Here is a 19489-nt window from a genome sequence, read left to right on the forward strand (position 1 = left end):
AGATGGATAATTCCTTACTGGATGTAAGGGGATTATCCATAAATATATTGTAGTAGAATGAGGGAAAAGGAAAATGGATAAAGAGAAAAATACAGAAGCAGTGAGTGAGGAAAATATTTACTGTCTGAATGGAAGAGTGCCGGTAAAAAAGGCGATTCCGTTCGGACTCCAGCATGTTCTGGCAATGTTTGTGTCGAATCTGGCACCGGTGCTGATCGTGTGCAGTGCGGCATTTGTGAGAGGATCGGAGAATCACTTAAGTGCTGCGGAAATTACGCAGCTTCTGCAGTGTGCGATGTTTGCAGCGGGGATCGGGACCTGTCTGCAGCTTTACCCGGTATGGAAGATTGGCTCCAGGCTTCCGATCGTTATGGGAGTCAGTTTTACCTTTCTTGGCAGTCTGCTGATGATCTGTACCAATCCGGAACTTGGATATGAAGGAATGGTTGGTGCGGTGATCGCCGGAGGTATTTTTGAGGGACTGGTAGGAATGAGTGCCAAATATTGGAAACGGTTCCTGACGCCGGTAGTATCGGCATGTGTGGTGATTGCGATTGGGCTTTCCCTTTTGTCGGTAGGAATGGATTCCTGGGGCGGTGGAAACAGGGCAGAAGATTTTGGGGCGTGGTATCATCTTCTGGTCGGATTTTTCACACTGGTTGTGTGTCTGGCTGCCCGCTATCTGTTAAAAGGTGTATACAAGAACCTGAACGTACTGGTTGGTCTGTGGGTATCTTCTGTCCATTGTATTTACTGTGGCGGGGATTGCACCGATGGTCGATTTTTCAGGAATTACAAAGACGATCGAGCAGGTCGGTGTATTCAGCCTTCCAAAGCTTGTATTTTTTACTTCCCATAAACCGGTTTTTGATCTGGGAGCATTCTTTACTATTGCAATTGTCTTTCTGGTATCGGCAGCAGAGACAACAGGTGCAACTACTGCAGTGTGTACCGGTGCGTTGGGGCGGGATATCAAGATGGAGGAACTGCAGGGGTCTCTTGCTGTGGATGGATTCTCCAGTGCGATTTCAGGATGCTTTGGCTGTCTGCCGCTTACTTCTTTCAGTCAGAATATCGGGCTCGTCACTATGACAGGAGTTATCAATCGTTTTACTATTCTGATGGGGGCTTTGATTTTGATCCTTGCTTCTCTGTTCCCGCCGCTTGGAGCTTTTTTCAATTCGCTTCCGCAGGCGGTACTTGGAGGATGTACGGTTATGATGTTCGGATCGATCATGTATGAAGGGATCAAGATGCTCAAAGAGTGTGTGTTTAATGACAGAACCATGATCATCGTTTCGCTGGCATTCTGTATCGGTGTCGGACTGACACAGACTTCCGGAAATTTCTTTTCTGCATTTCCGAAGGAGGTAGGAGATATTTTTAATGGAAATGCAGTTGCAGGGGTGTTTGTGGTGTCATTGATCCTCAGTCTCTGCCTTCCGAAGAAAAAAACAACAGATTTGTAAAATGTGCTAAAAATAAATCAATCAGAAGGAAGAGAGGAACGAGGATGAGACCAAAAAGAAAGATCGAAGCGCAGGCGTCTGAACAATTATAATCGAAAATTGTTGAGCAAATAAGGGACTGGCGGCACGATAAAAAGTGTCGCTAGTTCTTTTTTAGTGTTTCGCTGCGAGGGATAGTACCTCCAGACTGGTTTCTCTGGTAGAAAAATCGATGATGACTTGACCGGATCCGCACCGAATGTTCAGTAAGCTATGATTCCAATTGTAAGAATTAAAAAAGCATGCTATACTTACGGCAGATGAAAAACTGACAGGATAAGACAACAAAGGAGAGGCACATGAATTCTAATTTTGAATATTATAAAGTTTTTTATTATGTGGCGAAGTATGAGAACCTTACAAAGGCATCCAGCGTTCTGAAGACGAGCCAGCCGGCGGTGACGAGAACGATACACAACCTGGAAAATGAACTGGGATGCCGGTTATTTACCAGAAGCAAATCCGGCATGAAGCTGACACCGGAGGGAAGAACCTTTTACAGCTATGTATCGGCAGGGTGTGCCCAGTTTTTTAAAGGGGAAAATGATCTGAGCAATCTGATCAGTCTGGAGAACGGGACAATCTATATCAGTGCGACTGAGACAGCCTTACACTGCTTCCTGTTCCGGGCAATGGGAGAATTCAACAGCATTTATCCGAACGTACATTTCAAAATCTTAAATAACAGTACCATGGACTCGGTCAACGCGGTAAAAGAAGGAAAGGTAGACCTTGCATTTGTGTCAACGGATCTGCAAGTAAATAAGCCGCTCAGGATGAAGAAACTGCGGGAGTACCATGAGGTGCTGATCGGCGGCAGTCGTTACATAGAATTAAAAGGAAGAAAGATTTCATTGGAGGAGCTTTCGGCTTATCCTTGGATCAGCCTGACTTCGGAGGCACTGACAAGAAAATTCCTGAATAATTATTTTGCAGATCATGGTCTGCAGTTTTTGCCGGATATGGAGCTTGCGACGACAGACCTGATCTTGCCGGCAGTCCGTCACAATCTTGGAATTGGATTTGTCCCGGAAGAATTTGCCGAAGAAGAGAAGAAGGCGGAAAATGTATTTGAAATCGAAGTGGAAGAGAAGCTTCCGACCAGAAATATTATTCTGATCTATGATACTGAGTATCCTCAGAGTATTGCATCGAAGGAGTTTCAGAAGTTTCTGAGCAGTCAGAAGAACTAAAGAAGAAATAGATTTTCAAAGTGGATTGTACAAATCGGTATCCTTTGTAGCCGGGATGTGTATCTGCAAAGAAAAATATAAGGAGAATGCCCCGGAATTTTTTATGTGTGGATCATAAAGTTCCGGAGCATTTTTATATTTGTAAGTATAAAGTTATAAAGTAGAATTTTGGATTAGAAAACGATTGATATTATTTATGCCATTCCCAGTTTCTGATTTCTTCCAGATCCTGTCCGTATTCAGCGATGTACTGCTTGTGCTCAACCAGTTTGTCGTTCATCTTCTGAATCAGGAATGATCCCTTATTGCCAAGCTGTGGCAGATGCATGATTGCATCTTTTACAAGGTTGAAACGGTCGATCTGGTTCTGTACACGCATGTCAAATGGAGTAGTGATCGTACCTTCTTCCTGATATCCATGAACAGAAATGTTGTGGTTGTGACGTTCGTATGTCAGCTCATGAATCAGTGTCGGATATCCGTGGAATGCAAAGATAACCGGTTTATCTTTTGTGAAGATTGCATCGTATTCTGCATCACTTAATCCGTGTGGATGTTTGTGGTCTGATTCCAGTTTGAACAGGTCAACTACATTGACAACGCGGATCTTGAGCTCTGGCATTTCATCACGAAGGATAGTAACAGCAGCCATAACTTCAAGAGTAGGAGTGTCACCGCAGCAAGCCATAACAACATCTGGTTCTTCACCGCAGTCATTACTTGCCCATTCCCAGATACCGATACCCTGTGTACAATGCTTTACAGCCTGTTCCATAGTCAGCCACTGGCAGCTTGGATGTTTAGACGCTACGATTGCATTGACATAGTTCTTACTCTTGATGCAGTGGTCGAAGCATGAGAGTAAGCAGTTTGTATCCGGTGGTAAATACATGCGGACAACGTCTGCCTTTTTATTGGCAATGTGATCCAGAAATCCTGGATCCTGATGTGTAAATCCGTTATGATCCTGTTGCCATACATTAGATGTCAGGATAAAGTTCAGCGAAGCAATCGGCTGTCTCCATGAAAGCTGGTTGCAGACCTTCAGCCATTTTGCATGCTGTGCTGCCATAGAGTCAACGATACGGATGAATGCTTCATAGCTTGCAAAGAATCCATGACGTCCTGTCAGAAGATATCCTTCCAGCCATCCTTCACACATATGTTCACTTAACATACCGTCCATGATACGTCCGTCTCTTGCAAGGCAGTCATCAGTGTCAAGCAAGTCTGCCTGCCAGTCACGTTTCTGTTCTTCAAATACTTTGTACAGACGGTTGGACATACTTTCATCTGGTCCGAAGATACGGAAGTTCTTACTGTCTTCATTTAATTTGAAGATGTCGCGGATGTATCCGCCAAGTTCGATCATATCCTGAGCTTTTGTCTTGCCAGGTTCTACTTCGATTCCGTATGAGCGGAAATCCGGAAGACGAAGGTCTTTCAGAAGAAGTCCGCCATTTGCATGCGGGTTTGCACCAAGACGGGCATCTCCCTTTGGAGCAAGTTCTGCAAGTTCCGGAATCAGATGTCCTTTTTCATCGAAGAGTTCTTCTGCATGGTAGCTTTCCAACCATTCTTTCAGAAGGTCAAGATGTTCTGGTGATTCCATAGAAAGCGGTACCTGATGTGCACGGAAAGATCCTTCAATCTGAAGTCCGTCAACAACCTTTGGTCCTGTCCATCCCTTTGGAGTACGAAGAACGATCATTGGCCAGAACGGACGGGTAGGATCATTGTTTTCACGGGCATTTTTCTGGATTGCTTTGATTTCTTCGATGCAGGCATCCATAGTCTCAGCCATTTTTCTGTGCATAGTCATCGGATCGTCACCTTCTACGAAGTAAGGTTTCCATCCGCAGCCCTTGAAGAAGTTTTCCACTTCCTCATGAGAAATACGTGAGAAAATGGTCGGGTTACTGATCTTGTATCCGTTCAGATGAAGGATTGGAAGAACAGCACCGTCTGTGATCGGGTTCAGGAATTTGTTGGACTGCCATGAAGTAGCAAGCGGTCCTGTTTCAGCTTCACCGTCACCGACAACAACTGTAGCGATAAGATCTGGGTTGTCCAGAACAGCACCAAAGCCGTGAGCAATTGAATATCCAAGTTCTCCACCCTCATTGATAGAACCTGGTGTTTCAGGAGCACAGTGACTCGGAACTCCGCATGGGAATGAGAACTGCTTGAACATTTTCTTCATGCCTTCCTCATCCTGGCTGATGTTTGGATAAACTTCACTATAGGAACCTTCCAGGTAAGTGTTGGCGATCAGGAAGTTTCCGCCATGTCCCGGACCGGAAAGAAGAATCATATCCAGATCATAACGTTTGATGACACGGTTGCAGTGTACATAGATGAAGTTTTGTCCAGGTACGGTTCCCCAGTGTCCGACGATTTTTTTCTTGATCTGATCCATGGTCAATGGCTTTTTCAGAAGCGGATTATCAAGAAGGTATAACTGACCGGCTGACAGGTAGTTGGCAGCACGCCAGTAGGCATTCATTTTGTTGAGCAGTTCATCAGATAATGGCTGCTTTTCAAGACATAATTTATTGTCTTCCATTTTAGTACCTCTCTCTTTCTCTAATTCATTTTTGTTATTTTTTTAACTGGGTTCATCATATCATGAGTAAAAGATAACGTAAAATAGCAATAATGAATTATATTCATATCAAAATGTTATGGATAGGAAGAGGGGAGTTCCTTAATTTCGTAATAGGTGGTAGACATTGTGAAAAAATTGAAGTATAATTACGAATAGCTGTTTTTATGTAAGATTTTTGAATAAAGCGTTTAAAATGTAATGTTTTGACGGAGAAAAACAGTGTATATAATGTAGATTGACAGTTTTTTAGTGAGGGAGAATTTATTATGAAGACTACTCTGATTATTATGGCAGCAGGAATCGGTTCAAGATTTGGAACAGGAATCAAGCAGCTCGCCAAGATGTCTCCGAATGGGGAGATCATTATGGATTACTCTATTTATGATGCAAAAGAAGCTGGTTTTGACAAGGTTGTATTTATTATCAGAAAAGATATTGAAGAAGAATTCCGTTCTGTAATCGGAAATCGTATCGGAGATCAGATCGAGGTGGAATATGTATATCAGGATCTTGCAGATATTCCAGCTGGTTTTGAAGTTCCGGAGGGACGTACCAAACCTTGGGGAACCGGTCAGGCAGTCCTGTGTTGTAAAGATGTAGTAAAAGAACCGTTTGTGATCATCAATGCAGATGATTATTATGGAAAGGAAGCGTTTAAGCTTCTCCATGATTACTTGATTGCGCACGCAGAGACAGCAGATAAGATGCAGATGGGCATGGCTGGATTTATTCTGAAAAATACGGTCAGTGAGAATGGAACAGTTACCCGTGGCGTATGCGTGGTAGATGAAAATGGAATGCTTGAACAGATTCATGAGACAACCGGAATCAGTATCCAGGCTGACGGGGTTCACTGCGACAGCGAAGAGGTTCAGAAGTGGATCACACCAGATTCTAATGTATCTATGAATATGTGGGCTGGTTATCCGGATTTCATTCAGGTTCTGGATGAGAGATTTGCAGAATTTTTAAAAGATGAAGCAGGAGATCCTTTGAAAAAAGAATATCTTCTTCCAAATATTGTAGGAGATCTTTTAAAAGAAGGAAATGTGGATGTAAAGGTTCTGGAAACACACGATAAATGGATCGGTATTACTTATAAAGAAGATACAGAACTTGCACAGGCCGGATTCAAGAAAATGACAGAGGATGGCGTTTATCCGAAAAAATTGTGGAATTAAACGGATCCTGGAAGTAAAAAACAGAAGAGGAAAGAAAAATATGAATGAATTAAAACAGTTAGAGGCACAGAGAGATGACGAGATCGAGATTGATCTTGGCGAGATCTTTCATTTATTGCTGAATAAATTATGGGTGATTATTCTGTGCTTTATCGTAGGTGGAGTGATTGCGTTTAGTGGGACAAAACTCTTCCTTACTCCGAAATATTCAGCTTCATCAATGATTTATATTTTAACGAAGACAACCAGTGTGACATCTCTTGCAGATATCCAGATGGGATCGCAGCTTACAGCTGATTTTGAAATTCTTGCGACGAGCCGCCCAGTTATAGAAGAGGTGATTGAAAAGTTAAAATTGAAATATTCGTATGATGAGCTTGTGGCAATGATTCAGACAGATAATCAGTCTGATACACGAATTTTGCGCTTTACGGTAATTGATGAGAATGCAAAAGAGGCAAAGGCAATTGCAAATGAACTTGCAGAAGTGACAGCAGAACGAGTAGCGTATGTTATGTCTAGTGATAAACCTAAGATTGTGGAGGAAGCGGTGGTACCTAAAAAAGCTTCATCACCGAATACGATGAAAAATACAATAATGGGAGCGTTGGCGGTTGCATTTTTGGCTATAGGAATTATTGTGATTAAATATTTGGTTAACGATACAGTCCAAAATGAAGATGATATTAAAAAATATCTTGGACTTCATATGCTTGCAGCGATTCCGACAGAAAAGAGGGAATCGATTTGAAAGACAGGACAAGAAAGATTATTGTTGCGGTGTTGCTTGTGATAGCAGTCTGCTGTGCAGGTTATCTGATTTGGTATTACGCCACGGCGGCAAAGACGAAGCAGTCGTATGATGATGCAAAAAAGCTGGCAACGGAAAATGTGAAACCGTCAAAAACAGATAGTGATGACGGAGAGCAGACAAAGCCGGAGATACCGGTTGATTTTACTGTTCTTCAGGAAAAAAATCCGGACATTTACGCATGGATTAAGATTGATGGAACAACCGTTGATTATCCGGTTTGCCAGAATAATGAGGATGATAATTATTATCTATCTCATACCTGGGAACGGGTAGAAGCGGCGGATGGTGCTATTTTTACACAGGCATGCAACAGTAAGAATTTTACAGATTTCAATACGGTTATTTACGGACATCAGATGGGTGAGGGTGTAGATACCATGTTTCATACACTGGATCGTTATCTGGAAGAAGGATATATTGAAAAATATCCAAATGTGATCATTTATACACCAGATCATGTTCTGACTTACCGGATTTTTGCGGCAGTTATTTATGACGACCGTCATCTGATCAACTCTTTCAATTATGTAATGGATGACCAGAGACAGGCTTTCCTGGATTCACTTCAGGATTCCAGAGACCTGAGAAGCCGTTACAGTGATATCGAAAGCGTAGGAACAGAAGACCGGATCCTGTCGCTCAGTACCTGTGTGACGGGAGAATCAAACCATAGACTTCTTGTGGAGGCGGTTCTGACAAATGAAGAATAGAAATCTGGTAATCGTGATACTTGCAGTTATCTGCGCAGGGCTGTTGGCAGGTGTCGTTTATACGGTTACAAAAGGGAAAAGCGGTACGCAGAAAAAACAGGAGGCATCGGCAGAAGCGGGTGCAGACGAAACGGAATCACAGTCCGGAATCATCGAAGAAGACGGAAAGAAATACAAACTCAACCCGGATATCAAGACCGTTCTGTTCATGGGTGTTGACAAGGAAGAAAAAGCAGATCTTGGTAATAACCCGGGAGAAAACGGACAGAGCGACAGCCTGAATCTTCTGGTCCTTAATAAAGAAGAGAAGACGGCACAGATCATTCAGATTTCCAGAGATTCTATGGTGGGAATCGATATTTATGATGTGACAGGTAACAGGCTGATGACGGAAAATGGGCAGATCGCACTTCAGTACGCATATGGGGACGGGGTAGAAGAGAGCTGCCGTCTGACATCCGAGAAGGTATCAGAACTGATGTATGGCGTGAATGTGGATTCTTATTTTTCACTGACGCTGGAGGGGCTGGTTGCAGCAACCGATGCGGTTGGAGGAATTACTCTTACCGTGCCAGAAGATTATACAGCTGTTGATCCTGCATTTGAAAAAGGTGCAGAAGTTACTCTTAATGGGGAACTTGCTGAAAAATATGTCCGTAAAAGAGATATTGAAGTCCTTGACAGTAACAATCAGCGCATGGAACGTCAGTCACAGTTTATGGATGCTCTGATCGAGAAGATGCAGAATATTCAAAGCAAAACAGAGTATCTTTCTCTGTACCAGAAATTGGAGGATTACATGACAACAAATATGACTGCGGATGAGATGGAAGAGCTGGCAGATTATAAGATTGCAGAGGACACCGTGAAAGTTCCGGGTGAGATTATTGAGAAAGACGGACATGCGCAGTATCTGGTAGACAATAAAGAATTAAAAAAAATAATATTAAAAATGTTTTACAAAATAATGTAATTGTAGTATAGTATAGCTTGATATAGCGAATATCAAATAAACTATGTGAGGAGGTCAAAGAAAATGAAGTCAAGAATCTTAAAGACAGTTGGTCTTATTGCAGCTATGGTATCTTGCATTGGAATGACGGCATTTGCAGCACCAAGCCCGGCAGCTTCTACAGTTGTTACAGCTGTAAGCAGCGCGACAGATGCAGACGGTAATGCAGTGAATGTCTCTATCACATCTGAAATCTCGGCAGAATATACACAGGCAGTTGCAGACATTAAGACTGAAGCAAAACTGAAAGAAGTACTTGGGAGCGATTTTAATGCGAATATGACAGTTGCTGATGTTAAGGAAGTTACAGCGCCGGAAGGAGCTAAATTCCCACTTAAGATCACATTCGCAATGAAAGGCGTAACAGCTTCTTCTAAAGTTCAGATCCTGCATTACAATGGATCAGCTTGGGAGAAGATTGACACAACTGTTGCAGATGGAACAGTAACAGGTACATTTAGTTCACTGTCACCGGTTGCATTTGTTGTTGACAAGACAACTCTTACATCCGCTACAGGAACAGCTACTTCACCGGCTACAAGCGCAACAGCTGTATCAGCAGTTGCAGTACTTGGACTGGCAGCAGTAGCAGCAGCATTCGGTCTTAAAAAGAAAGCTGTTAGATAATTTACAAACATATGTTGAAAGCGCTTCTTTATGGCGGTAGTCACCGTGAGGGGCGTTTTCTTTTTGACAGGAGAAATACGTTTTGATGTTAGTAGATATTCATTGTCATATTCTTCCGGGAGTGGATGATGGAGCACCGGATATGGAGACTTCCAGAGCAATGATACGGGATGCCTATGAGCAGGGAGTACGTTATATCATTGCGACTCCGCATTACAGACCAGAGATGTTTGAGCCTTCCATGAAAAAGGTGATCCGGGTATACCATGAACTTCGCGATTATGCTGAAGAAGTTGGAATTGGACTGAGGCTTGGCTGTGAGTATTACCGGAATGAGCAGATGCTCCGGCATCTTGATAAGAAGCTTCGGCCGACGATGCTTGGAAGCAGATATGTTTTGACAGAGTTTTCAACTAATGACAGTTTTGTCACGGTCCGTAATTACATTTATGAGCTGATCACCAAGGGATATCGACCGATCGTTGCACATGTTGAAAGGTATTTTTGCTGTCAGGAACCGGAGAGAATCCAGGAACTGAAAAAACTTGGAGCACAGATTCAGATAAATGCAGATTCCGTATTGGGATATGAAGGACATACGATTAAAAAGTTCTGTGCCGGTCTGATGAAAGATGATCTTGTGGATTTTATAGGATCAGATGCACACAATCTGGAGGGGCGGAAGATGAACCTCGGGAAGTGTGCCGCTTACGTCAGAAAAAAGATGGGACAGGATTATGCGGAAGAGATTTTTATAGATAATCCAAGACGGATATGGAAGAGCAGATAAAGAGATTCAGATAGCCCCGCGTGGGGAAGAAAGCAGGTGTTTTGGTGAAAAAGGTTAATTTATCGATTGAAAAGAAAAGCTACGGGGTGCGTGAATCAATCCGGACATTGCGTACCAATCTGCAGTTTTGCGGAGATGATAAAAGAGTCATTCTTGTAACAAGCTGTGTGCCGGGAGAGGGGAAAAGCTCTGTTTCTGTTGCGCTGGCAGAATCAATTGCAGACATGGGAAAATCTGTTATTCTTGTTGATGCGGATATCAGGAATTCTGTTATGGCATCGAAACTTCAGATTACCGGCGCAGATAAAGGGCTGTCACACTTCCTCTCCGGACAGTGTGTGCTTGCAGATGTGATTATGGCGACAAATATTCCGAAATTTCATATTCTTCTTTCCGGACCGGAGGCTCCGAATCCGACAGAGCTTCTGGAATCCAAACGTTTTACCGGTATGCTGGAGTCCATGAAGAATGTCTATGATTATATTATCATTGACTGTCCGCCGCTTGGTCTTGTTATTGATGCGGCAATCATCGGACATCAGAGTGATGGCGCGATCATTGTTGTCGAAGCAGGTAAGACCAAATACCGTCTGGTGCAGAATGTAAAAGACCAGCTGGAAAATTCGGGAGTGTCCGTTCTTGGTGTTGTCCTTAACAAGGTAGAGCGTAAGAACCAGAAGGGATATTATAACAAATATTATGGCTCACAGAAGTATGAGGGCTATTATGGACACAATGAAGAAACAAAAAATGCATAAAAGTGAAAATAACACTTGCAATTGTTAAAAGTTTCTGTTAAAATGACTATTGTTGTGAGTCTGTAAGATTTGTAAACAGACATTTCAGATCGTTAGGAGGTGCAATCATGGCTAAATGTGCTATTTGTGAAAAGGGTGCTCATTTCGGAAATAACGTAAGTCACTCTCATAGAAGATCATCTAAGATGTGGAAATCTAACGTAAAATCCGTTAGAGTTAAAACGGAAAACGGCGGAACACAGAAAATGTACGTATGTACAAGCTGCCTGAAATCCGGACGCGTTGAAAGAGCTTAATCTGAGCGGAATGATGAGAACCGAAGCTTTTAAGCTTCGGTTTTTTGCGTATACGATGAGCCAAATACGGAGCTGTCCAGATTTGTGCTCGCACAAAAATCTGATTGGATCTGTATTTAGCGAATGTACGACAGTGAACTGTTAAGTGAGCTGCCGTATAATCAGGCAGGTGTCAGCATGCCTGATTATACGGCTGCATTGGTTGTAAAAGCATTGGAAATAGAGTATAATATTTTCAACGTTTAAAAATAGATTTATTGATATGAATTTTGAGAATTGGAGGATGGCATATGAAGGGAAGTATGAGTACTGATTTAGGAATCATCACGATCGATCCGGAAGTGATCGCAAAATATGCAGGATCTGTAGCAGTTGAATGTTTTGGAATTGTCGGTATGGCAGCTGTCAGCATGAAAGATGGTCTGGTAAAACTTTTGAAAAAAGAAAGCCTTACAAAGGGAATCCAGGTCGGAATCTCTGATGAGAATAAGATTACACTTAATTTTCATGTGGTCGTAGCTTACGGAGTAAGTATTTCAGCAGTAACAGACAATCTGATCAGCAACGTGAAGTATAAAGTTGAAGAATTTACAGGTATGAGCGTCGATAAGATCAATATCTATATCGAAGGCGTCCGCGTGATCGATTAATTAAGGAGGAACTTGTTGTGGCAACAAAGAGTATCGATGTAGAACTGCTTGCGAAGATGTTTCTTGCAGGCGCACAGAATATAGAAGCAAAAAAGGAATATATCAATGAACTGAACGTGTTCCCTGTACCGGATGGTGATACAGGAACCAATATGTCTATGACAATTATGGCGGCAGCGAAAGAAGTAACTGCACTGGAAGGCATGGATATGGCTTCTCTTGCGAAGGCAATTTCATCCGGTTCTCTCCGTGGTGCAAGAGGTAACTCCGGTGTTATTCTTTCTCAGCTGCTTCGTGGCTTCACAAAATCCATCAAGACGGAAAGTGAAATTGATGTACCTGCACTTGCAAGAGCAGCTGTACGTGCAAAAGAGACAGCATATAAGGCTGTTATGAAGCCGAAGGAAGGTACGATTCTTACCGTTGCAAAAGGAGTGGCTGAAAAGGCTCAGACACTTGCAGAAGAGACAGATGATCTGGAAGAATTTCTCCCGAAGCTGATTGAAGAGGCAGAGACTGTTCTGGCAAAGACTCCGGATATGCTTCCTGTATTAAAGGAGGCAGGTGTTGTAGATTCCGGCGGACAGGGACTTCTGGAGGTGCTGCGCGGGGCATATGATGCATTCCTCGGCAAAGAGATTGACTATAGTGCACTTGCACCGGCTTCTCCGGCTGTTAATGCAACAAAGGTTGAAAATGAGAGTACAGTGGATATCAAATTTGGTTACTGTACCGAATTTATTATTCTCCTGGACAAAGAATTTACAGAAAAGGATGAAGTAGAATTTAAGGCTTATCTGGAATCGATTGGTGATTCTATCGTATGTGTAGCTGATGAAGACGTTGTTAAGATCCATGTTCATACGAATGATCCGGGACTTGCAATCCAGAAAGCACTTACTTATGGACAGTTATCCCGTATGAAGATTGACAATATGCGTGAAGAGCATCAGGAAAAGTTGATTAAAGATGCGGAAAAGCTTGCAGCAGCCCAGAAAGAGAAAGAAAAAGCCAAAGAGCCGCGTAAAAAAGTCGGATTTATTGCTGTTTCGATCGGAGAAGGATTAAATGAAATCTTCAAAGAACTTGGCGTGGATTATATTATCGAGGGTGGTCAGACCATGAACCCGAGTACGGAGGATATGCTGACAGCGATCGATCATGTAAATGCAGACTATATTTACATTCTTCCGAATAATAAGAATATCGTAATGGCTGCAAATCAGGCGCGTGATCTGACAGAAGACAAGGATATTATCGTAATTCCGACAAAGACCGTTCCGCAGGGAATCACAGCAGTTCTGAATTACAATGCAGAAGAAGATGTGGATACAAATGAAGAGACGATGCTGGAAGCGATCAAATGTGTAAAGACAGGTCAGGTGACTTATGCTGTCCGTGATACCCACATCGATGATAAAGAAATCCATGAAGGTGATATCATGGGAATTGGTGATGCAGGTATCCTTGCAGTTGGCAAGTCTGTCGATGGTACTACAAAGGACATGCTGGCACAGCTGGTAAATGATGATTCTGAACTGATCAGTCTCTATTATGGAGAAGAAGTTTCCGAAGAAGAAGCAGAAAAGCTGACAGCAGAGATTGAAGAATTATATCCGGATATGGACGTAGATGCACACATGGGCGGACAGCCGATTTATTACTATGTGTTGGCGGTAGAATAGGCTTATGAATGAGCAGTCAGAAATCCGTAACCTGAAAGGAATCGGGGCAAAAACCGAGGAACTGTTTCACAAGATGGGAATTTTTACCATCGGCGATCTGCTCCGTTATTATCCCAGAGGATATGATGTATATGAAGAGCCGGTAAGCGTAGGAGAGCTGGAAGAAGGAAAGATCAGCACGGTAAAAGGTGTGATATACGGAAGGGTACAGGTTGGAGGAGGAAAGCGTATGCAGATTACGACAGCATACGTAAAAGATCTGACTGGTACTTTGAAGGTGATCTGGTTTCGTATGCCGTTTCTGCGTAATACATTGAAGCAGGGAATGCCGGTTATCATAAGAGGACGGGTAGTTTCAAAAAAGGATCAGCTGATTATGGAGCATCCAGAGTTATTTTCACCACCGGATAGTTACGATAAAAAGTGTGGAACTCTTCAGCCAATTTATCCGTTAACTGCCGGTATGACGAACAATGCGGTAGCAAAAGCGGTTAAAGGTGCAATGGAATATCTGGATCTCGTCTCTGATGATCTACCGAAAGATCTGCGCCTTCGATATCATCTGGCTGAGTATAACTATGCGATCCGCGGGATACATTTTCCACTGGATAAGGCAGAATTCTACCATGCAAGAGAGAGACTTGTATTTGAAGAATTTTTAGTTTTCGTGCTTGCTCTTCGCAGGACGAGGGAGCGAAATGAGCGTGCCGAAAACGGATTTGTGATAAAAAGGCGGTCGGAAATCGACCGCTTTCTTGCAAATCTGCCATATGAACTGACCGGAGCACAGAAGAGAGTCTGGGAACAGATCCAGGAGGAGATGTGCGGAAAGCTAGTGATGTCACGCCTTATCCAGGGGGATGTTGGCTCTGGTAAGACAATAGTAGCGCTTCTGGCTCTTCTTCTGGCGGCACTGAACGGTTATCAGGGCGCAATGATGGCTCCGACAGAAGTTCTGGCCAAGCAGCATTACGAATCAATCATAGAGATGCTGGAAAAGTATCAGATTCCGGTGAAAACCGAGCTCTTGACCGGGTCGATGACAGCAAAGGAAAAAAGGGAAGCTTATCAGAGGATTGCTGCGGGAGAAGTGCAGATTGTTCTGGGAACCAATGCGCTGATCCAGGAGAAGGTGGAATACCAGAATCTGGCACTTGTTGTTACCGATGAACAGCATCGATTTGGTGTCCGTCAGAGAGAGGCACTTGCCGGGAAAGGACAAATTCCTCATATTCTTGTAATGAGTGCGACACCGATTCCTCGAACACTGGCAATCATTTTATATGGAGATCTGGATATTTCGGTGATTGATGAACTTCCGGCAAACCGTCTGCCAATCAAGAACTGTGTGGTGGATACCAGTTACCGACCGACTGCTTACCGCTTTATGCAGAAGCAGGTCGCCGAAGGAAGACAGTGCTATGTGATTTGTCCGATGGTAGAAGAGAGCGAGGCAATGGATGCAGAGAATGTTCTTGACTATGCGCAGCTTCTGCAAAGTGAGATGGGTGACAAGATCCGGATCGCTGCACTTCATGGGCGGATGAAACAGGCAGAAAAAGACGAGATCATGGGAGCATTTGCAAAGAATGAGATCCAGGTCCTGGTGTCGACAACAGTTATCGAGGTTGGTATCAATGTGCCGAATGCTACGGTGATCATGGTGGAGAATGCTGAGCGTTTTGGGCTGGCACAGCTTCATCAGCTCCGCGGGCGCGTAGGACGTGGCAGATACCAGTCCTATTGTATTTTTATGAGTGGTTCGAAGACGAAAGAGACAAAAAAACGACTTGAGATCCTGAACAAATCCAATGATGGATTTTTTATTGCGAATGAAGATCTGAAGCTTCGGGGACCAGGAGATCTTTTTGGAATCCGTCAAAGCGGATTAATGGATTTCCGGATCGGAGATGTGTTCCAGGATTCGGAGCTTCTGAAAAAAGCAGGAGAAGCATCGGGGGAAATCCTGAGGGAAGATCCACTGTTAGAAGGCGAAAAATATAAACTGCTTGGTGAAAAGCTTGCGGCATACATTTCGGGAAACAATCTGGAAACGACGTTGTAGATAAAAAGATAGTGGGCAAATTGTTCTGCCCACTATCTTTTTATTCATAAAACCAGTAAATAATAAATTTGTTAAGGGATGCTTCTTCACTGTATGAATAAGAAACCTGCCAAAGTCCATACAGCTCACCCAGGTATCCTGCACCTTCTTCCATGAGGGTTTCGTGCATTTCATCCACGATCTCCTGATAGACTGCATCATCTGACATTTTAAATATCGTATAAGCCTCCTGGCTCTCAATCGATCTGTCGATCACTTCTCGCAACATACCAGGCTCATAGGTATCATAATACATGCCGTTTAGCTGATAATAATTCAGATTTTCAGACTGACATGACGGATATACATAGTCCGTGCTGATCATATGTGTTTTTTCTAGCTCTTTTTCACTGCAGCAGAGATAATCGTAAGCAATCAGGTTCGGTATCTGATAGCCATTATCTTCGCCGAGAAAAATCGGATCTCCCCAGGTTGCATCTACATAATAATACTGACCATTGCACTGAACAATATTCCATGCATGGTCTGCGACGCCTCCATTTGGATCTGTAGTCTGTCCGGTTACATAGATACAGTAAATACCCAGTTGTTGCAGCAGATACTGGCAGCTTTTTGCATAGCCGGCACAAACCGATCTTTTTCCGACAAGAGCACTGTAAATATTTTGGTTATCCGGTGCATCAAGATCATAATCTACGTTATCTATGAGATAGGTGTAAATGTATTTTATCTTTTCGTATTCATCTGAAAGGTCTGAAATGCCAGAAAGACAGGCGGTTCTTGCCGATTCAATCTCCTGATTCCGTTGTTCTTTTTCTTCTCCCTCATAAAGATAATTGGGCTCTATTACTACATATCGGCTCTGTCCTTCAGACTGAGAATATTCTGTGGAAGTTGCATTTCCATCACACCAGAAAATTTCCGGTCTGTCATTTAACACATTCTGAAATACTTCATTTGCAGTATTCGCGTTGCTGCAATGCAGATAAATTTCTTTTTTATTTTCCTGGATACCCTGAAGAATTTCCCGGTAAACCGTTTGCTCTTCATCAGAAAGCTGTTCATAGTAGAATTCTCCGGTAACCTCTGCATCCGTAATTTTTTCCTGTTCATAAGGAACTTCTTCCGGCGCGGAACTCTCTGCTTTCGGAGTGGCTGACATTTGTCTGCCGATCAGGATTCCTCCGGATATAAGACAGAGACAGCCAAGTCCCAAAAGAATGAACGAAAAAAATTTCCCTGTTTGATGCATCTTTTTTCGCATAATCTATTTAATTCCTCCAAATACTCATCTGTATGTTTCATCATAACATACCCTTCATTTTTGCACAACACGGACATTTTTTACATATAATGTTTCTGACAGTATAAAAAGCCTTGAGGATATCAGATATGAGATTTTTGAAAGCCATGCAGACTTCTGATCGGGGAAATTTGCAGATACAGATTACTTCGTCTATTGATTCTTTTCCTGTTCCAGATGCGTCAATCCGTATTTCCTATACAGGTATTCCTGAAAACACACTGGAAGAACTGACAACCGATAGCTCCGGACAAAGTGAAACCATTGAGCTTGACGCACCGCCTGTGGAGTATAGCCTGGATGCAACAAATGAAGAACAGCCATATGCGGAATATACCCTGGAAGTAAACGCTCCGGGATTCGAGCCGGTCAACATCGCAGGAACGGAAATACTGGCCGGTGTGACGGCAATTCAGAAGATTCGTCTGCGTCCACTTGTCACGGAAGACCAGACCCCGGAAATCTTTGTGATTCCTGCACATACTCTGTACGGTGTGTATCCGCCGAAAATCCCGGAAAACGAGATCAAGCCGGTAAACGAAACCGGTGAGATTGTACTAAGCAGAGTTGTCGTGCCGGAATACATTGTTGTTCACAATGGCTCACCACGCGATTCTACCGCACAGAATTATTATGTAAAATATAAAGATTATATCAAAAATGTTGCTTCCAGTGAAATCTATGCAACCTGGCCGGAAAATACGATCCGGGCAAATGTACTGGCAATCATGTCTTTTACGCTGAACCGGGTTTACACCGAATGGTCACTTCGTATATGGTCACTCAGGGTTGCAGAAGTATATTTCTTAATGAATTAGTCATTCAGTTGAGAGAATGTGGGACATGTTAGTTTTTCGGGGCATTCATTTTTGTTTGATAGTTGGATAAAGCATCAAAGACTTTGTGATAGATAACCTGATTTGGATAATATCTGTAGTCTGCGAAAACAGAAATTCCTGTTTTGTAGAAATATTCAAGAATGGCAGCAGCACAGCCAGAACTTCTGCTTTCCCCATATTCGCATTGACAGATAATATCCAGTCCGTCATTTTTAGCTTTGAAGATAAATTCTGCTAACTGGTCAGCTTCAGGAAAATAGGTTTCATAGCTCAAGTTGAATTTAGGCAGAACGGATAAATCTATATCATGTACGGCAACGTAAAAAATCCGCTCTGTCTTATTTTTATAATCAACAGGGGTAGAGTTTTTATTGTGATAATTATCGGGTGGGTCAAGAAAACTGATAACTGCTGAATTTTTAGGGAAATCCCCTTTGATAAGCGTTTCAATTGCCTGTCTGGAATAAATACTTACCTGCATGAAAATAACCTCTCTTTCGTGGAATTAACTAGGTGCGACACCATTTATAATGTTAATCTTGTTCTTCAATAATCTTCAAATACTTATATACCGTTGGGAGTGAAAGAGAACAAAGTCGTGCTAACTCAGATTTGTTAATTTTCTTGTTCTTGTATTGAGGGTAATAATGATAAAAAATAGATGGAATATTATCAGTAGTTGTTACGGGTCTTCCGATTGCCTTTCCTTTTGCCTTTGCATTTTCCATTCCGCTTTTTACACGTTGGCTTATCATGTTACGTTCCAGTTCCGCAAATACACCCATCATTTTTAACATTCCCTCAGTCATTGGGTCAAGTTCTTTGCTACAGTCTACTTCAAAAGTTCCAAGAACCAGTTTGATATGATTCTTTTTAACAAATTCTATGATTTCGCATAACTGTAAAGTACTTCTTGTAAATCGGCTGACCTCAGTGGCAATAATTGTATCTCCTGATTGTACGATATTTAAGAGCTTATCTAATTCTGCACGATTGGTTTTCGTTCCACTTTCATACTCTTTGTAGATTGTTTTATCAGTAGCACCTTGTTGTTTTAGTTCTCTTACTTGTCGTTCAATATCCTGTAAATTCTCATTTGTAGAACATCTTGCGTATCCGTATATCATTTGCAATCACTCCTCGAAAGTTCTTTGAATATATATTTCTTCACTATTTCCAGTATCGCTCAAGTAATCGTAACATATTTTCTCTTCCAACAGGGTTCATTGTATGAATGCGAACAGGATAAAAACGACCTGTTTCAGCAAGCCAATCCAATAATTTTATTCCGTCTCCACCGTCATATGCGAAATCGCCTAAATCATGGTCACAGTCAATCAATGAAATGGGTTCGTTTGCATGTTCGATTACTCGTTTTGCATCATTAACGCTTTTACAACAGACATACCCATTAGGTGCAGGGCGTATATCATCTAACCATATTTTCATA

Annotated in this window: 18 protein-coding genes and 2 pseudogenes; 15 read left to right on the forward strand and 5 right to left on the reverse strand. The window is 42.4% G+C overall.

Going from position 1 to position 19489, the window contains the following annotated elements; translation table 11 throughout:
• Positions 1–73: 73 nt before the first annotated feature.
• A pseudogene (locus PGU50_RS07950) lies at positions 74–1469 on the forward strand (uracil-xanthine permease family protein).
• 338 nt (positions 1470–1807) lie between these two features.
• On the forward strand, positions 1808–2701 hold the full coding sequence (locus PGU50_RS07955; RefSeq protein ID WP_055157867.1) for a LysR family transcriptional regulator: 894 nt from the start codon (positions 1808–1810) through the stop codon (positions 2699–2701).
• A gap of 190 nt (positions 2702–2891) precedes the next feature.
• Here the strand turns inward: PGU50_RS07955 and PGU50_RS07960 are convergent, their stop codons facing one another.
• The gene (locus PGU50_RS07960) at positions 2892–5267 is read right to left on the reverse strand and encodes a phosphoketolase family protein (protein WP_055157865.1); all 2376 of its coding nucleotides are present in this window, start codon (positions 5265–5267) and stop codon (positions 2892–2894) included.
• Positions 5268–5575: 308 nt separating this feature from the next.
• Here PGU50_RS07960 and PGU50_RS07965 point away from each other — a divergent pair, with 308 nt between their 5' ends.
• From PGU50_RS07965 to recG, 12 genes are all read left to right on the forward strand, one after another.
• Positions 5576–6490, forward strand: a complete 915-nt coding sequence (locus tag PGU50_RS07965) for a nucleotidyltransferase family protein (protein WP_118198327.1) — start codon at positions 5576–5578, stop codon at positions 6488–6490.
• 40 nt (positions 6491–6530) lie between these two features.
• Positions 6531–7241: a YveK family protein gene (locus PGU50_RS07970; protein WP_270246614.1), complete on the forward strand. Its 711-nt coding sequence runs from the start codon at positions 6531–6533 to the stop codon at positions 7239–7241.
• Positions 7238–8014 carry a class B sortase gene (locus tag PGU50_RS07975; RefSeq protein WP_270203175.1) on the forward strand — a complete coding sequence of 259 codons (777 nt, stop codon included), beginning with the start codon at positions 7238–7240 and terminating at the stop codon, positions 8012–8014. Before PGU50_RS07970 ends, PGU50_RS07975 begins: the two co-directional genes overlap by 4 nt.
• The gene (locus PGU50_RS07980) at positions 8004–8987 is read left to right on the forward strand and encodes an LCP family protein (protein ID WP_270246615.1); all 984 of its coding nucleotides are present in this window, start codon (positions 8004–8006) and stop codon (positions 8985–8987) included. The genes PGU50_RS07975 and PGU50_RS07980 overlap by 11 nt, the downstream gene beginning before the upstream one ends.
• A gap of 63 nt (positions 8988–9050) precedes the next feature.
• Positions 9051–9653, forward strand: coding sequence for a hypothetical protein (locus PGU50_RS07985; protein WP_270246616.1), 603 nt, complete (start codon positions 9051–9053; stop codon positions 9651–9653).
• Between the two features lie 85 nt (positions 9654–9738).
• A complete protein-coding gene (locus tag PGU50_RS07990; RefSeq protein WP_270203178.1) occupies positions 9739–10443 on the forward strand; it encodes a CpsB/CapC family capsule biosynthesis tyrosine phosphatase in 705 nt (234 codons plus the stop codon).
• 44 nt (positions 10444–10487) lie between these two features.
• The gene (locus PGU50_RS07995) at positions 10488–11201 is read left to right on the forward strand and encodes a CpsD/CapB family tyrosine-protein kinase (RefSeq protein WP_270203179.1); all 714 of its coding nucleotides are present in this window, start codon (positions 10488–10490) and stop codon (positions 11199–11201) included.
• A gap of 107 nt (positions 11202–11308) precedes the next feature.
• The gene (gene rpmB, locus PGU50_RS08000) at positions 11309–11497 is read left to right on the forward strand and encodes a 50S ribosomal protein L28 (protein WP_022219990.1); all 189 of its coding nucleotides are present in this window, start codon (positions 11309–11311) and stop codon (positions 11495–11497) included.
• A gap of 123 nt (positions 11498–11620) precedes the next feature.
• Positions 11621–11743 carry a hypothetical protein gene (locus tag PGU50_RS08005; RefSeq protein ID WP_270246617.1) on the forward strand — a complete coding sequence of 41 codons (123 nt, stop codon included), beginning with the start codon at positions 11621–11623 and terminating at the stop codon, positions 11741–11743.
• 44 nt (positions 11744–11787) lie between these two features.
• A complete protein-coding gene (locus tag PGU50_RS08010) occupies positions 11788–12147 on the forward strand; it encodes an Asp23/Gls24 family envelope stress response protein (RefSeq protein ID WP_008375262.1) in 360 nt (119 codons plus the stop codon).
• Between the two features lie 17 nt (positions 12148–12164).
• Positions 12165–13832 (forward strand): DAK2 domain-containing protein, encoded by a 1668-nt coding sequence (locus tag PGU50_RS08015; protein ID WP_117558252.1) that lies wholly within the window; start codon positions 12165–12167, stop codon positions 13830–13832.
• A 4-nt stretch (positions 13833–13836) separates the two neighbouring features.
• Positions 13837–15897 (forward strand): ATP-dependent DNA helicase RecG, encoded by a 2061-nt coding sequence (gene recG, locus PGU50_RS08020; protein WP_270246618.1) that lies wholly within the window; start codon positions 13837–13839, stop codon positions 15895–15897.
• Between the two features lie 40 nt (positions 15898–15937).
• On the opposite strand, the gene PGU50_RS08025 is transcribed toward recG, so the two are convergent.
• A complete protein-coding gene (locus PGU50_RS08025) occupies positions 15938–17161 on the reverse strand; it encodes a transglutaminase domain-containing protein (protein ID WP_270246619.1) in 1224 nt (407 codons plus the stop codon).
• A 128-nt stretch (positions 17162–17289) separates the two neighbouring features.
• Between PGU50_RS08025 and PGU50_RS08030 the strand changes: the two are divergent.
• Positions 17290–17964 (forward strand): annotated as a pseudogene (locus PGU50_RS08030) (carboxypeptidase-like regulatory domain-containing protein); the annotation flags it as partial.
• A gap of 82 nt (positions 17965–18046) precedes the next feature.
• Here the strand turns inward: PGU50_RS08030 and PGU50_RS08035 are convergent.
• From PGU50_RS08035 to PGU50_RS08045, 3 genes are read right to left on the reverse strand one after another with little or no spacing between them, the layout of a single operon-like run.
• Positions 18047–18520 (reverse strand): hypothetical protein, encoded by a 474-nt coding sequence (locus tag PGU50_RS08035; protein WP_270246620.1) that lies wholly within the window; start codon positions 18518–18520, stop codon positions 18047–18049.
• A gap of 52 nt (positions 18521–18572) precedes the next feature.
• The gene (locus PGU50_RS08040) at positions 18573–19166 is read right to left on the reverse strand and encodes a recombinase family protein (protein WP_270246621.1); all 594 of its coding nucleotides are present in this window, start codon (positions 19164–19166) and stop codon (positions 18573–18575) included.
• A gap of 43 nt (positions 19167–19209) precedes the next feature.
• A complete protein-coding gene (locus PGU50_RS08045; protein ID WP_178830894.1) occupies positions 19210–19488 on the reverse strand; it encodes a cyclic-phosphate processing receiver domain-containing protein in 279 nt (92 codons plus the stop codon).
• Position 19489: the final 1 nt, after the last annotated feature.

The sequence above is a fragment of the Coprococcus sp. AM11-30B genome (assembly GCF_027674365.1).
Lineage (GTDB): Bacteria > Bacillota > Clostridia > Lachnospirales > Lachnospiraceae > Allocoprococcus > Allocoprococcus comes.